The 12,775-nt window shown below is 63.8% G+C and carries 15 protein-coding genes and 1 pseudogene; 8 read left to right on the top strand and 8 right to left on the bottom strand.

Translation table 11 applies throughout. The annotated features are described in order from the left end of the window. Positions 1-316: 316 nt before the first annotated feature. Positions 317-511: a hypothetical protein gene (locus tag EN745_RS17315; protein WP_126055200.1), complete on the bottom strand. Its 195-nt coding sequence runs from the start codon at positions 509-511 to the stop codon at positions 317-319. Between the two features lie 168 nt (positions 512-679). Here EN745_RS17315 and EN745_RS17310 point away from each other — a divergent pair, with 168 nt between their 5' ends. Further along, positions 680-949, top strand: a complete 270-nt coding sequence (locus EN745_RS17310) for a hypothetical protein (protein ID WP_126055199.1) — start codon at positions 680-682, stop codon at positions 947-949. 8 nt (positions 950-957) lie between these two features. On the opposite strand, the gene EN745_RS17305 is transcribed toward EN745_RS17310, so the two are convergent. The 5 genes from EN745_RS17305 to EN745_RS17285 form a co-directional block, all read right to left on the bottom strand. After that, positions 958-1,704 carry a PAS domain-containing protein gene (locus EN745_RS17305; protein ID WP_127421842.1) on the bottom strand — a complete coding sequence of 249 codons (747 nt, stop codon included), beginning with the start codon at positions 1,702-1,704 and terminating at the stop codon, positions 958-960. A gap of 263 nt (positions 1,705-1,967) precedes the next feature. Continuing rightward, positions 1,968-2,426 carry a GFA family protein gene (locus tag EN745_RS17300; protein WP_127421841.1) on the bottom strand — a complete coding sequence of 153 codons (459 nt, stop codon included), beginning with the start codon at positions 2,424-2,426 and terminating at the stop codon, positions 1,968-1,970. Positions 2,427-2,551: 125 nt separating this feature from the next. After that, positions 2,552-2,845, bottom strand: coding sequence for a hypothetical protein (locus EN745_RS17295; RefSeq protein ID WP_127421840.1), 294 nt, complete (start codon positions 2,843-2,845; stop codon positions 2,552-2,554). 38 nt (positions 2,846-2,883) lie between these two features. Continuing rightward, positions 2,884-3,051, bottom strand: coding sequence for a Thivi_2564 family membrane protein (locus tag EN745_RS17290; RefSeq protein ID WP_126055195.1), 168 nt, complete (start codon positions 3,049-3,051; stop codon positions 2,884-2,886). Between the two features lie 131 nt (positions 3,052-3,182). Further along, positions 3,183-3,524 (bottom strand): hypothetical protein, encoded by a 342-nt coding sequence (locus EN745_RS17285; protein ID WP_127421839.1) that lies wholly within the window; start codon positions 3,522-3,524, stop codon positions 3,183-3,185. 244 nt (positions 3,525-3,768) lie between these two features. On the opposite strand from EN745_RS17285, the gene EN745_RS17280 reads away from it, so the two are divergent. Beyond that, positions 3,769-5,163, top strand: a complete 1,395-nt coding sequence (locus tag EN745_RS17280; protein WP_245487755.1) for a PAS domain S-box protein — start codon at positions 3,769-3,771, stop codon at positions 5,161-5,163. 40 nt (positions 5,164-5,203) lie between these two features. Here EN745_RS17280 and EN745_RS17275 read toward each other — a convergent pair whose 3' ends face one another. Next, a complete protein-coding gene (locus EN745_RS17275; RefSeq protein WP_126055193.1) occupies positions 5,204-5,464 on the bottom strand; it encodes a hypothetical protein in 261 nt (86 codons plus the stop codon). 268 nt (positions 5,465-5,732) lie between these two features. Here EN745_RS17275 and EN745_RS17270 point away from each other — a divergent pair, with 268 nt between their 5' ends. The 6 genes from EN745_RS17270 to EN745_RS17245 all read left to right on the top strand — a co-directional run bounded on the left by EN745_RS17270 (position 5,733) and on the right by EN745_RS17245 (position 12,185). Further along, positions 5,733-5,978: a hypothetical protein gene (locus EN745_RS17270; protein ID WP_126055192.1), complete on the top strand. Its 246-nt coding sequence runs from the start codon at positions 5,733-5,735 to the stop codon at positions 5,976-5,978. A 175-nt stretch (positions 5,979-6,153) separates the two neighbouring features. Further along, positions 6,154-7,380: an anion transporter gene (locus tag EN745_RS17265; protein ID WP_126055191.1), complete on the top strand. Its 1,227-nt coding sequence runs from the start codon at positions 6,154-6,156 to the stop codon at positions 7,378-7,380. Positions 7,381-7,542: 162 nt separating this feature from the next. After that, positions 7,543-8,532 (top strand): LacI family DNA-binding transcriptional regulator, encoded by a 990-nt coding sequence (locus EN745_RS17260; protein ID WP_245487754.1) that lies wholly within the window; start codon positions 7,543-7,545, stop codon positions 8,530-8,532. After that, positions 8,529-10,046, top strand: a complete 1,518-nt coding sequence (locus tag EN745_RS17255) for a sugar ABC transporter ATP-binding protein (RefSeq protein ID WP_127421837.1) — start codon at positions 8,529-8,531, stop codon at positions 10,044-10,046. The genes EN745_RS17260 and EN745_RS17255 overlap by 4 nt, the downstream gene beginning before the upstream one ends. Then, complete coding sequence (locus EN745_RS17250) at positions 10,046-11,119, top strand: ABC transporter permease (protein ID WP_245455491.1); 1,074 nt, start codon at positions 10,046-10,048, stop codon at positions 11,117-11,119. Before EN745_RS17255 ends, EN745_RS17250 begins: the two co-directional genes overlap by 1 nt. Before the next feature lie 79 nt (positions 11,120-11,198). Next, on the top strand, positions 11,199-12,185 hold the full coding sequence (locus EN745_RS17245) for a substrate-binding domain-containing protein (protein ID WP_126055188.1): 987 nt from the start codon (positions 11,199-11,201) through the stop codon (positions 12,183-12,185). A 58-nt stretch (positions 12,186-12,243) separates the two neighbouring features. On the opposite strand, the pseudogene EN745_RS17240 reads toward EN745_RS17245, so the two are convergent. Further along, positions 12,244-12,775, bottom strand: a pseudogene (locus EN745_RS17240) (ATP-binding protein); the annotation flags it as partial.

The following is a 12,775-nucleotide window of genomic DNA, read 5'->3' as shown; positions in this document are numbered from 1 at the left end:
ACATTAGCATACGCTAAGAGTTCATGTTCCGGCAGCGCGCAAAGGTATGCTGCCTGATCGGGCCGGCATCCCGATCCGGGCCCGCGTCCTCTGCGAGAGGCGCGGGCTTGCTTGTGTCGACAACTCGGCCCGGACCGCCAATCCTGCCAATTGCGCCCGTCGTGCCCGAAAGGCACGGCGGGCTTTCTTGCGTTTCCAGATCCTGGCAGCGGGCCACGGACCGATCTAGGGCGCGTCCTGCCTGACCGAACGCGCTCAAGCTAATGTTTGATGCATCTTCGTCCCAAAACCGCTACGCACTTTTGGTCGACATGCATCAGCCCTTGGCGCGGCGGCCGTCGCTCTCATGGTTCCCGATCCAGTGCGCGCGGATGCGGTCGCTGGTTTCGAGATAGGCCATGTCGATCAGATAGGTCAGAAGCTTCTCGCCATCGGCTTCAGCTTTCTGGCGCAGTTCCCTCAAGATCCCCTGCGCGAACTGCAGGTTTTCCATTTTGCTCGGCTGGTCCATCGGTGCCCCCAATGTCTGCGTGGGAAGTGTGGCTGACTGTTGCTTGCATCAAGATTGTGGAGAGACTCGCGGTGAAGCTGTATTTGGTTGTATCCCTGCGCGATCAACGAAGCTGTTGGACATTCCTCGGAAATGTCGATATTTTGCGCGACCAATCGGACCGCGACGATGCACGAAGACGAGGGCAGCACTCCTGAAAAGTTGCAAGCCATGCTGGACGTGATCGCCAGGAACGGCCCCTCGAGGCATAGCGAACAGGCCGACATCGGCAAGCTGAAGGCCGACGCGGCCACTGCAGCCGCGGTGCTGGTCGAATTCTACGGCGATACGGCGCTCGAACGCGCCAGACTGCTCGAACGTCGCTCGCCGCAGTCGCATTTCGCCCGCATGGTGACGGCCGAAATCAGCAAGCAAGGCAGGACGCCGCCCAGAGGCTAGGGTGCGCGCTAGGACGATTTGCGCCTCCTCGATCCGCCGCCAAGACGCAGTTGCACCTCTTCCTGGGCATTGTCGAGCAGGTAGAAGAGCAGGGTGTGTCCGATCGATTGCGAGATTTCCTTGGCCTGCTCGATATGCCGGTGGATTTCGCGCAAGGAGGCCTCCTCTGTATCCTCCTCCTGTGCCAGATCGACGAACCAGCCGGGATAGAGAGCTGCTTCTCCAAGGTTGTCGACAAAGCACTGGCCGACCGCCAGGATCTTGCGAAGGCCCATCTTTTCCGAACGGACTTTGTAGACCTCCCGGAAACTCGACCTGCGCTCCACCGCCCGGCGAATCGCTACATGGACCCGGAGCCGATCCTCGGCCTCGATGCTTTCCATGCATCTTTCAAGTGGCGCGCCATGGGAGAATTCCTCAAGCGTGAGCCCGAAATAGTCGGAAAGGTTGGCGTCACCGTAGACACGGTTTCGCTTGATGTCCCAGGTCCAGAACCCGTCGATCGGAGGATATCGCAGATGATCGCCGCGCCCCCCTTCAGGTACCGCAGTCATGAAAACCGCCCCGTTCGGTTTCAAGATTCGCAACAGTATGTAACATGAACCAAAAGAAACAAGGTGGCCTTTTGTACAAGACCGCCCAAAATCACGATGCGTCAGCTTGTCTGCTACTTGGGTGGCGTAGTTGACGCACTGAAAAAAATAACTTTGAGCGAATTTTCTTTCATCGAAAGAATGTCTGGGCCGGTAGCGCAACCATAACTTGGTACTTCACTAGATAACCAAGCTATGTGAGTCGTAATACAATATCAAAGGTTGTACCGCCCGGCCCGGAAAACATACCGCGCGTCCTTCGATTCTGGAAGGCCGACGCGGCAATGTTGGGAGCGTTGCCTGAGCCGCGCCGGCCAAAGCGGTTTCCAATAGGTCCACCGCAAGTCGAATCTTAACTGAGCATGGTACCCGCGGCAAACCGACCATCGGTTGCAAAATGCAAGTTGGCCATCCTGGCTGCAGGTTCAGGCTGCGCTGCGGGCCGATTCCCCGTCGCCCTCCGCGGCTATGCGTGCTTCGCCTTCGTCAGCCGCCTCGCCTTCGGTCCGGTCGTGTCCGAACTGCTGGGCGCCGGGCAGGGGCTGCAGCCAGTGCTCTCGGCGCACCGTCCACAACTCGTATTTCGGTTCAAGCTCCGTCGGCGCCACATCGAGACTGCCAAGCATCACTTCGGCCTCCTCTTCGCCGACCGATGTGACACGGCCGCCGCAGGTCGGGCAGAAGCTCCTGCCGCCATAGGTGCTGACGATGCCGGTCGTCTCGAACGCCTCAAGCGGCCAGATTCCGAAAGCCTGGTAGACCGATCCGCTGGTCTTGCGGCAATCCTTGCAATGGCAAAGTCCGACCCGAAGCGGCTCGCCGGTGACCGAGAACTGGACGCCGCCGCACAGGCAGCTGCCGCTGCGCCTGATATCGCTGGACATGGCTGTTCCTCCTGGTTCGCGCCGCTCTGCTGGCCGCGACAACACGTCGAAATGTTCGACCCCGAATCAATTCGCGCGAAGGGCAACGGTTCCACGCATCCGTTGCGAGAACGACGAGGCCATATTTAGTTGGGAAAATTGAACACTGGCTCCTGGCAGCGGTAGACGCGGCACTGGCCGTCACGCGCCGGAACGGAGGCGGCTGTCGGCACCTCAGGCCAGTCGCACTCATTGCCGTACTGCCGCACATAGCGGTCGTAGGTGTTCTGTCCCGTGGTCAGCACGGCCGCGCGATGGCCCTGGATCAGGGACCGCACCTGTTCGCAGCTCATTGTACGGGTATCGAGGCGGGCGTGGGCTGTGGCCGTGAAGGCAAGCAGCATCGTGCCGGCAATCCATGCGATCGAACTGGTTTTCATCGGGGAGCCTCGGCTGGACATCTTCCCCTCGGGAAGGGCTAGAAAACAGCCAGATACTTCAACAGTGAAATGATGCCAATGATGATGACGACGATCTGCGCGATCTGTCGCGTGCGGCCGTCGAGCGGCAGGCGCTGGACGAGGAAGAGCACGAGGATGATCACCAGGAAGGTGATCAGGATGCCGATGAGAGCCGATAGAGCCACGTCCTCTCTCCCAGGTTGTTTCGGAACTCAATACATCCTGGAAACGCTGCTGCTGCAAGGTCGGTTCCCCCGCGGGAACCGGCGGAGGCCGCGAAGTCGTTGTCCGCGGCCGCCGAACGGCGATGCGCCGGTTACTTGCCGCAGTGGTTGTCGTTCACCGTCGGCGCGCTTGTCCCGGGCGATGTCCCGCTTGCGTCAGGCTGCGCGCCCTGCGGCCCGACAGGGCAGTTCTGATCGGGGGTCGGGCTCGTCGCATACGGGCTGGCCATGCCGTCTATGCTGTAGGTCGGCGTGGGATCGACGGCATCGGGGTCGTTCAGGTCGACCGTATTGGGGCCATTGGGGTCGACAACGACCGATTTTCCGCTGCCGTCGACCATGCCTGAGCCGGCCGTGTCGCCGGCGGTCTGGGCCATCGCCGATGTACCGAGGCCAAGCGTCAGCATGGCGGCTGCGAGGATTCTCATGGTCATGGCTGTCTCCATTTGGTTGCAGTTTCGTCGTGTCGCGACTTTTGGGGGAACCGCTCGCGCTGGTGATGGTTCCCTCACATATTCATTTGGAGGTGGCAGACAGTTCCCGCCCTTGACGACTCTGCAAGCGTAGCCGGGAACTGGCGATCGCCGGCCGGCCGGCGACGCGTTGCCGGGGAACCGAAATCCCTCACGCGCATTCCTTGTCGAGTTAATTTTGCGGTATCGAAAGGCGAGGGGGTCGGTGGATACGATTGAACATGGCGGCATCGGGCTTCCAGGCGCCCATGCCGTCGATCTGCTGCGGGCGCTGCCAGTCGCCGTCTACACCACCGATAAGCAGGGCCTCATCACTTTCTTCAACGAAGCCGCGGCCGAACTTTGGGGGCATCGTCCCGTGCTCAACGAGGATCGGTGGTGCGGGTCATGGAAGCTGCGTCATCTCGACGGGAGCAAGATGGCGCATGAAGAATGCCCGATGGCCATTGCCTTGCGCGAAGAAAAGGACGTTCGCTGGGGGCGGGCGATAGCCGAGCGGCCCAACGGAGAACTCATCCCATTCAGCGCGCATCCCGTCCTGCTTCGCAATGAGGCCGGCGATACGATCGGCGCAATCACCACCTTGCTTGACCTGCGCACGCAGACGATGGCGGACGAAGCCCGCACGCGGCTTGCCTCCATTGTCGAGTCATCGATGGATGCGATCGTTTCAAAGGACATAAACGGCATCATCACCAGCTGGAACGACGCGGCGCAGCGCCTCTTTGGCTACACGCCGGCGGAGGCGATCGGCCGGCCGGTGACGATCCTTATTCCGCCCGACTATCTGGACGAGGAGGTCTCGATCATCACCCGCATTCGCGCCGGCGAGGTCGTGCCGTCCTACGAGACGGTGCGCCAGCGCAAGGACGGCACGCGCATTCCCGTTTCGCTGACAGTCTCGCCGATACGCGACGGCATCGGCAGGATTGTCGGCGCGTCCAAGATTGCGCGCGACATCAGCTCTCACAAGGAGAGCGAACGGCGCATCCGCCTGCTCATGCGCGAGGTCAACCATCGCGTAAAGAACCAGTACTCGGTCATCATCTCGATGATCCGAGAGACGAGCAAGCAGGCGAGCACCCCGGAGGTCTTTCTGGACCAGGTACGCGAACGCATCCTGGCGCTTTCGGAATCGCACGATCTGCTTGTCAATGCTGAGTGGCGCGGCGCGACGGTTGCCGAGCTGGTCGAGGCGCAGGTAAGGGTCTTCGCGGCGCAGTCGCGCCTGTCGGCAAAGGGGCCGGTGATCATGCTCAAGCCGAACGCCGTCCAATATCTCGGCATCGCCTTCCACGAACTGGCGACAAATTCGGCAAAGTACGGCGTCCTGTCTCACCCGGTCGGGCAGGTCGAGATCGAATGGGCCATAACCACCGGAGCGAATGGCGAGGAGGTCTTTGGCCTGGTCTGGCACGAGCACGATGGACTGCCCTTGGATGGAGAGAAACGTCGCGGATTCGGCTCGGTTGTGCTGAAACGGATCGCGCCGCAGGCGCTGGGCGGTACCGGACAGCTGGAGTTCGGCGAGCACGGTGTACGCTGGAAGCTTGAAGCGCCTTTGCGATACGTGAAAAACTCTCTTGACGAGATGGATTGACGGCGCGGCCGGCCGAAACCACGCGCTGGCAATCCAATCCTTACTCGGAAACCGGCGCCGGACAGGGTCCCTCAGCCACCTCGACGACGAGCGCGCAATCGAACTCCATGGCTGCCCCATACATTTCGGCTGTTTGCACGACCATATATTCGAGGTCTTCGCGCGCGACGTTTTCGTCGAGGTTTCGCAGGCGCACACGCTCAGCCACGATAGCGACATTGACCACGCCCGTGGAATGGATCGCCGCCACGACCAGGGAGTTGAGGTCTTCCCGCAATTGGCTTGAATAGCTGTCGCGCATGGCAGTTGCCTTCCGGTGAGGCGTTTTTCCTCATTTTCGAGCATGCGCCCGGCACATTGCGATAGCAAGCATAATGTCAAAAATATTGAAATAAAATCAATTAGTTAGTATAGTTTGTTGAATGCTTGGTCGATGTCTTGTCCGCATCGTTGGGCTTTTGCGCCGATCACCCATCAGTCGCGCTTGACGGCATGTGCGCCAAATCCTAACTTTGCTGATAGTGAGCCAGATACTAACTCACTGCATTTTGGTCTTGGCGGAGGCACAAATGGGCGAACTGGAACGACCTGAACGACTCCAGATCATGCTGACGGCTGACGAATTGGCTGCACTGGAAAACTGGCGCTTCGAAAAGCGTATGCCGAGCCGGTCGGCGGCCGTGCGGGAACTGCTACGGCGCGGCCTCGCCGCGGAAGGGTTCCTCAAGGCCGAGCAGGGGCTGAAATCGCAGGAGTTTGGAATTCTGGAGCCGGAACGCGACGATAGCGCCGAGGGCAAGCCGGTCGCAGACTAGCCACTGAGCAAACCCGCCTGTTTGTTCGGACGCCGCGGCCTTATCGTCGGGTCGCACGAAAAGTTTCAACCGCACAACCGCTTTCGCTTTGCCGCGCGCTTGCTAAAGGTGGAGCGAAGAATGCCGCCGGGCAGAATCTGCCGGGCAGGGGCGAGCTCGGACGGAACTTCTGCCAATGACATGGACTGGCGCGGCGGCACTTTTGATCCTCATCCTGACCTATGCCGGTGTCGCCGTCGGCCGCTTTCCGGGCCTGCGCCTCGACCGCGCCGGCATCGCGCTGCTCGGTGGCGCGGCCATGATCGCCGTCGGCGCGATCAGCATGGAGGACGCCTACCGCGCCATAAATTTCGACACCATCACGCTGCTGCTCGGCATGATGATCGTGGTCGCGCATCTGAAGGTCTCGGGTGCCTTTCGCGCGCTCGGCGGCTTCGCCATCGAGCATGCGCACGCGCCGTTCATGCTCCTGGTCATGGTGACGCTGCTGACCGGCGTCCTCTCGGCCTTCCTGGTCAATGACGCAATCTGCCTGGTGATGGCGCCGATCGTCGTCCACGTCACGCGCGTCATCAACCGCAACCCGGTTCCCTATCTGATTGCCACCTGCACCGCCTCCAATTGCGGCAGTGTCGCCACCATCACCGGCAACCCACAGAACATGGTGATCGGCGCGCTGTCCGGCATTTCCTATCCGGCCTTTTCGGCCGCGCTCGCGCCGGTGGCGCTGTTCGGTCTTCTCGCCGTTATCGTCATCTTGCGCATCGTCTACCGCGCCGAATTCTCCCGCACCGTGGAGCTCAGTCCCGAAGTCTATCGCGGCCGCATGCTGCCGGGACAGGTACTGAAGGCGGTAGTCGTCTGCGTCGTGCTGGCGGTCGCGTTCTTCGCCGGCGTTGCCGTTGCCAAGGCGGCGCTGATTGCCGGCGCCTTCCTGCTCGTCACCCGCGCGATCAAGCCGCATCGCATCTATCGCGAGATCGACGGCCCGTTGCTGTTCATGTTCGCCGGCCTGTTCGTGGTGGTGGCCGGCGCCGAAAAGACGCTGCTGACGCCCGATATGATCGCCTGGGCGAAAAACATCGGGCTCGACGATGTCTGGCGGCTCTCCGGCTTCACCGCCGTGCTCTCCAACGTCATGAGCAACGTGCCGGCGGTGCTGGCGCTGAGGCCCTTCATTCCCGGCCTCGAGAACCCCGAGCGCGCCTGGCTGGTGGTCGCGATGAGCTCCACGCTCGCCGGCAATTTCACGCTGCTCGGTTCCGTTGCCAACCTGATCGTTGCCGAACAGGCGAAGGCGGCGGGCAAGGAGCTTTCCTTCTCCGCCTTCTTCGAGGTCGGCCTGCCGCTGACCCTGGTCACGCTTTTCGCCGGCACGGCCTGGCTGGCTTTCACCTCCTGATCTCCAAGTTTTCAGCCCGCGACAAAATTTGTCGCGGGCTTTGTCGAATCGATTGCGCAAACGTTTCGATGTCTCTATGGTTTCTAAGAAATCCGCCGAAGAGCGGTTGGGAAACGCATACAAGGGAGGAGCGCTTGCGGGCACTCCATACGCATGCCGACAATGGCTGAGGTCGCGCGCCGCGCCGGCGTCTCGGTTTCGACAGTCTCGCACGTCGTCAACGGCACCCGCTTCGTCTCGCCCGAGAAGGCCAGGCTGATCAACGATGCCATTGCCACGATGGGTTACCAGCCCAACGAGTTGGCACGCGCGCTGAAGGCGTCCACCACCAATAGCGTCGGGCTCGCCATCTCGGCGATCTCCAATCCCTATTTCACCGACATCATCTGCGCGGTCGAGGCCGAATGTGCGCGGCTCGGCCTGATGGTGTTTCTGTCCGACACGCAGGAAGACCCGGACCGCGAGCTTCAGGTGGTGCGCGCCTTCCACCAGCGCCGCGTCGACGGCGTGATCCTGGCGCCGTCGGGCTCGCCGGAGCGCGCGATCGACTATCTTACCGAGAAGAAGCTGCCCTGCGTGCTGATCGACCGGTTCGCTGACGACCGCTTCGACCAGATCGGTGTCGAGAACGACACGGCGATGCATGCCCTCATCGACCATGTCGCTTCCTTCGGCCACAAGCGCATCGGCTACATTGCCGGCCAGCCGGGGCTGGCCACCACGCGCGAGCGCATCGAGGCGTTCCGCGCCTCGCTCGCCGCCAATGGACTTGAGTGCCTGCCGCACTATGTCTCGCCGGAGAATGTCGACACGGCGAGCGCCACGGCATCGACGCATGCGATCTTGTCGTTGGCCACGCCGCCCACCGCATTGGTTACCGGCAACAACATGACGACGATCGGGGCAGTCCGCGCCATCCGCGAGAAGGGTCTTTCGATCCCCGGCGACCTGTCGCTGGCGGGCTTCGATGATTTCGAATGGGCCGACTGCTTCGAGCCGCGTTTGACGCTGGTCGAGCAGCCCTGCACCGAGATCGGCCGCCAGGCGGCGGCGCTGCTCAGCGAGCGCATCGCCTCCAGCCACGCAGCGCCGCGTGCCGTGCGGCTGCAGGCAAGGCTGCAGGCACGCCAGTCCTGCGCGAGGCCGAGATGAGCGCGCCGCTGCTTTCGGTCACCGGTGCGGTGAAACGCTTCGGCGGCGTGCAGGCGCTGCGCGGCGTCGACTTCGATCTCAAGCCGGGCGAGATCCACGCGCTGCTCGGCGAGAACGGCGCCGGCAAATCGACGCTGATGAATCTCCTGTCGGGCGTCTACTCGCCGGACGAGGGCGAAATCCAGATCGACGGCAAGCCGGTCACCTTCAACAACCCGCGCGAGGCGCAGGCCGCCGGCATCGCCACAATCTTCCAGGAACTCGACCTGGTGCCCTCGCTCGATGTCGCGGCGAACCTCTTCCTCGGCCGCGAATTGATGCGACCGGGCGGCCTGCTCGACGTGCCGGCGATGCGCCGCGAGGCGAAGCGGCGGCTGGAAGCGATCGAACTTGCCATCGACCCCGCGCGTCTCGTCGCCGACCTCTCCATCGGCCAGCGCCAGGTGGTGGCGATCGTCAAGGCGCTGTCCTATGCCTCGCGCGTGCTGATCATGGACGAGCCGACGGCGGCACTCACCGTCGGAGAGGTCGAGCGTCTGTTCGACATCATGAGGAAGCTCGCCGCGACCGGCGTCGGCATCGTCTATATCTCGCACCGTCTGGAGGAAGTGCCCGAGATCGCCGACCGCGTGACCGTGATGCGCGACGGCCGCGTCGCCGGGGTCACCGAGCCGCACGCGCCGCAGGCCGAGCTGGTGCGGCTCCTGGTCGGGCGCTCGCTCGATGAACTCTACCCCGCACGCGCCAGAAGCGCCGGCAAGACGTTGCTCCGCCTCAAGGATGCCAGCTTCAGGCTCGCCCGGGAAAGCGCCGGCTGGCAGCCGCCGAGCGGCATTTCGCTCGAGGTCAGGGAGGGCGAGATCGTCGGTCTGGCCGGCATCATGGGAGCAGGGCGCACCGAACTGCTTTCCGCGCTCTACGGCACCGGTCTCGCCGGCCGCTGGCAGGGCGAGGTCGCAGTCGACGGCAGGCCCGTGAAACTCGACTCCATCGACGCGGCGCGCAAGGCCGGCATCGCCTTCGTCACCGACGACCGGCGCGGCAGCGGCCTGATGCTGAGAATGGCCGTCGGCCTCAACCTCGTGATGTCCGTGATCCGCCGCATCTCGCCGGCCGGCCTGATGTCGCCGCGCCGCCAGGCCGAGGCGGTGAGACAGTCCTTCGGCCAGTTCGACATCCGTCCGAAGAACCCGGACATATCCGTCGGCGCGCTGTCGGGCGGCAACCAGCAGAAGGTGGTGCTGGCCAAGGAAATTCTCGGCAACCCGCGCCTGCTGCTCCTCGACGAGCCGACGCGCGGCGTCGACGTCGGCGCCAAGGGCGAAATCTATGCGCGGCTGAGAGCGCTCGCGGCGCAGGGGCTCGGCATATTGGTCGCCTCCAGCGAGATGCCGGAGCTGATTGGACTTTGCGACCGCATCGTGGTGCTGCGCCAGGGGCGCAACGTGGCGGAATTCATTGGCGGCGTCGACGAGCACACCGTGCTTGCCGCGGCAAACGGCAGGGAGGCCTGATGTCGGACCAGAAGATTTCGGTGGCGGCGAGCCCGGCAGCTTCAAGCCCTTCGGTACCCGCTGCTCCTGCGGCGAGGCGCGTCGATCCGCTGGCGATCATCGTGCGCTTCCAGAGCCTGATCGGCCTGGTGCTGGTGGCGATCGGCGGCGTCATCTTCTCGCCCAGGCGCCATGGCGAGATCTTGTTCCTCAACCCCGACAACATCGCCAACATCGTGCGCGCCGTGTCAGAGACCGGCATCATCGCCATCGGCATGACCTTCGTCATCATCACCGCCGGCATCGACCTCTCGGTCGGCGCGGTGCTCGGTCTCTCCGCCGTGGTGACCGCGACCATGATGATCTCCGGCGGCTTCGGACTGATCTCGACCATTCTGGCCGTGCTCGCCATGGGTATCGTCTTCGGCATCGTCCAGGGCACGATCTCCACCCGCTTCCGGCTCGAACCGTTCATCGTCACGCTTGCTGGCCTGCAGGCGGCGCGCGGCCTGGCGCTCATCGTTTCCGGCAACCAATACATCAACATCTCCTATGGCGAGGGTCCGGGCCTGGCGCCGCCGGTGTTCGCGGTGCTGGGCGAGCGGCTGTTCGACAACACAGTGCCGGTGGCGACCATCGTCTTCATCGCCTTTGCCGCGATCGCCACGGTGGTGCTCAACACCACGCGTTTCGGCCGCTACGTCTTTGCCGTCGGCGGCAACGAGCGCGCCGCGCGCATTTCCGGCGTGCCGGTGTCGATGGTGAAGATCTCTGTCTACGCCATCACTGGCTTTGCCTCCGCACTTGCCGGCATCGTGCATGCCGGCCAGTTCAACTTCGGCAGCGCCAATGACGGCATGGGCTATGAGCTGACGGCGATTGCCGCCGTCGTCATTGGCGGCACCAGCCTGTTCGGCGGCGCCGGCTCGATGGTCGGTACCGTCGCCGGCACTATTATGCTCGGCGCGCTCGCCAACATCCTTCAGCTCAACAACATCACCCCCGCCACGCAGCTGCTCGCGACCGCCGCGATCATCGTGCTGGCGGCAGTGCTTCAATCCCTCGTTCGCCGCCGCGAGGGATTGGGCAGGTAGGAGGCTGGCGGCAAGCATACCCCCGAGACTGAACCAAACAGGTCTGTCCGCCCCCGGCCAGACGAGGAGGAGAGTGAGCATGAAAACCACGTTGAGAGGATCGCGCGTCCTTCGGGCCGCGCTTCTGGCAGGCGCCGGCCTGTGTATCGCCGGCAGCGCACAGGCCGCCGAGCCGCTGGTCAAGGCCTGCGCCAAGGACGGTCAGTTCGTCATCGGCTTTTCGCAGGCCAACAACGCCGAACCCTATCGCCAGCACGTCAATGACGAACTGACGGCCGCGGCCAAGGACGTTCCGCAGTTCACGCTGCAGATCGCCGACGGCGCCGGCAACGTCAACACGCAGACCTCGCAGGTCGACAACTTCATCACCCAGAAGGTTGATATCCTGCTGATCTCGCCCTTCGAAGCAGCGCCGCTGACGCCGGCCGTGAAGCGCGCCATGGATGCCGGCATTCCGGTGATCGAGCTCGACCGCAAGACGGTCGGCGACCCGGGCAAGGACTACACGGCCTTCATCGGCGGCGACAATTACAAGATCGCGCTCGAAGCCGGGAAATACACCGCAAAGACGCTGCTGCCCGACGGTGGCGAGACGGCGGTGCTGGAAGGCCTGCCGAGCTCGACGCCGGCGGTGGAGCGCCTCAACGGCTTCAAGGACGGCGTGAAGGAGAACGCCAAGATCCAGGTCGTCGCCGAGCAGGCCGCCGACTGGGTTCCGGATAAAGCCCAGACCGCCTTTGCCGCCATGCTGCAGGCGCATCCCGACATCAAGGTGCTCTACGCCTCGAACGACATGATGGCGGCCGGCGCGCTGCTGGCCGCCAAGGGCGCCGGCAAGGACGTCAAGATCATCGGCACCGACGGCCTGCCCGGTCCGGCCGGCGGCATCGAGGCCGTCGCCAAGGGCGACTGGGCGGCGACCTTCACGTATCCGACCGGCGCCAAGGAAGCGATCGAGATGTCGAAGAAGATCCTGCTCGACTGCGCGACCTCGGTGGAGCCGACGGTGACGGTGGAGACCACGGCAATCACCGCCGAGAACGCCAAGCAGCTGATGGGCAAATAGGCAGGGCGCTAGCTTCGGTGGGTAATAAGGCAAGGCCCCGCAAGGGGCCTTGTTTTCGTCACGAAACGCCTAGCTCCGCCTCTTCCGCATTCGGATCGCCCGGCGCCGTCGCCCAGGCGAGCTCGACCAGCGTCACCGTGCGCCGGCCGGTGCCGTCGAGCTGGCAGACGATCAGGCCCTGCTCCTCGATATAGGTGAGCAGGCGGCGCGCGCGGCGCAGCGAGTGCGAGCCATAGGCGCGCGCGATCGCCGCGTCGCTCGGGCACGGCCGGCCCTCCTTGGCCGCGCGGGCGATCATCATGAAGACGCCCTGCATGTCCTCGGGCAGCAGCGAGGCGCGCACCGAGACGTCGCGCCAGGCATCGTCCTCCGCCATTTCGGAGCCGAGGCCGGCCCGCGCCCGCGTCAGCATTCGGCGGAACTCGGCAAGGTCGGGCACGACCGAGGCCAGCCCCTCGATGCGGCAGCGGACGACAAACTCCTGATAGAGCACGCCGACGACGCGAAAACCCGCGTCGGGCTCGGCCAGCACGGCGCCGAGCACGCGGTCCATCCGTTCGCGCCGCTCGGCCAGGTCCTCGGCGCTCGGT

The organism is Mesorhizobium sp. M4A.F.Ca.ET.022.05.2.1, assembly GCF_003998845.1.
GTDB lineage: Bacteria > Pseudomonadota > Alphaproteobacteria > Rhizobiales > Rhizobiaceae > Mesorhizobium.
This window is presented reverse-complemented; position numbering and strand designations above follow the sequence as displayed.

Coding starts and splice junctions, on each gene's coding strand:
- EN745_RS17315 (WP_126055200.1), bottom strand. CDS start 511: ATGGACCAGCCGAGCAAAATGGAAAACCTGCAGTTCGCGCAGGGGATC.
- EN745_RS17310 (WP_126055199.1), top strand. CDS start 680: ATGCACGAAGACGAGGGCAGCACTCCTGAAAAGTTGCAAGCCATGCTG.
- EN745_RS17300 (WP_127421841.1), bottom strand. CDS start 2,426: ATGTCCAGCGATATCAGGCGCAGCGGCAGCTGCCTGTGCGGCGGCGTC.
- EN745_RS17295 (WP_127421840.1), bottom strand. CDS start 2,845: ATGAAAACCAGTTCGATCGCATGGATTGCCGGCACGATGCTGCTTGCC.
- EN745_RS17285 (WP_127421839.1), bottom strand. CDS start 3,524: ATGACCATGAGAATCCTCGCAGCCGCCATGCTGACGCTTGGCCTCGGT.
- EN745_RS17275 (WP_126055193.1), bottom strand. CDS start 5,464: ATGCGCGACAGCTATTCAAGCCAATTGCGGGAAGACCTCAACTCCCTG.
- EN745_RS17270 (WP_126055192.1), top strand. CDS start 5,733: ATGGGCGAACTGGAACGACCTGAACGACTCCAGATCATGCTGACGGCT.
- EN745_RS17265 (WP_126055191.1), top strand. CDS start 6,154: ATGACATGGACTGGCGCGGCGGCACTTTTGATCCTCATCCTGACCTAT.
- EN745_RS17260 (WP_245487754.1), top strand. CDS start 7,543: ATGGCTGAGGTCGCGCGCCGCGCCGGCGTCTCGGTTTCGACAGTCTCG.
- EN745_RS17255 (WP_127421837.1), top strand. CDS start 8,529: ATGAGCGCGCCGCTGCTTTCGGTCACCGGTGCGGTGAAACGCTTCGGC.
- EN745_RS17250 (WP_245455491.1), top strand. CDS start 10,046: ATGTCGGACCAGAAGATTTCGGTGGCGGCGAGCCCGGCAGCTTCAAGC.
- EN745_RS17245 (WP_126055188.1), top strand. CDS start 11,199: ATGAAAACCACGTTGAGAGGATCGCGCGTCCTTCGGGCCGCGCTTCTG.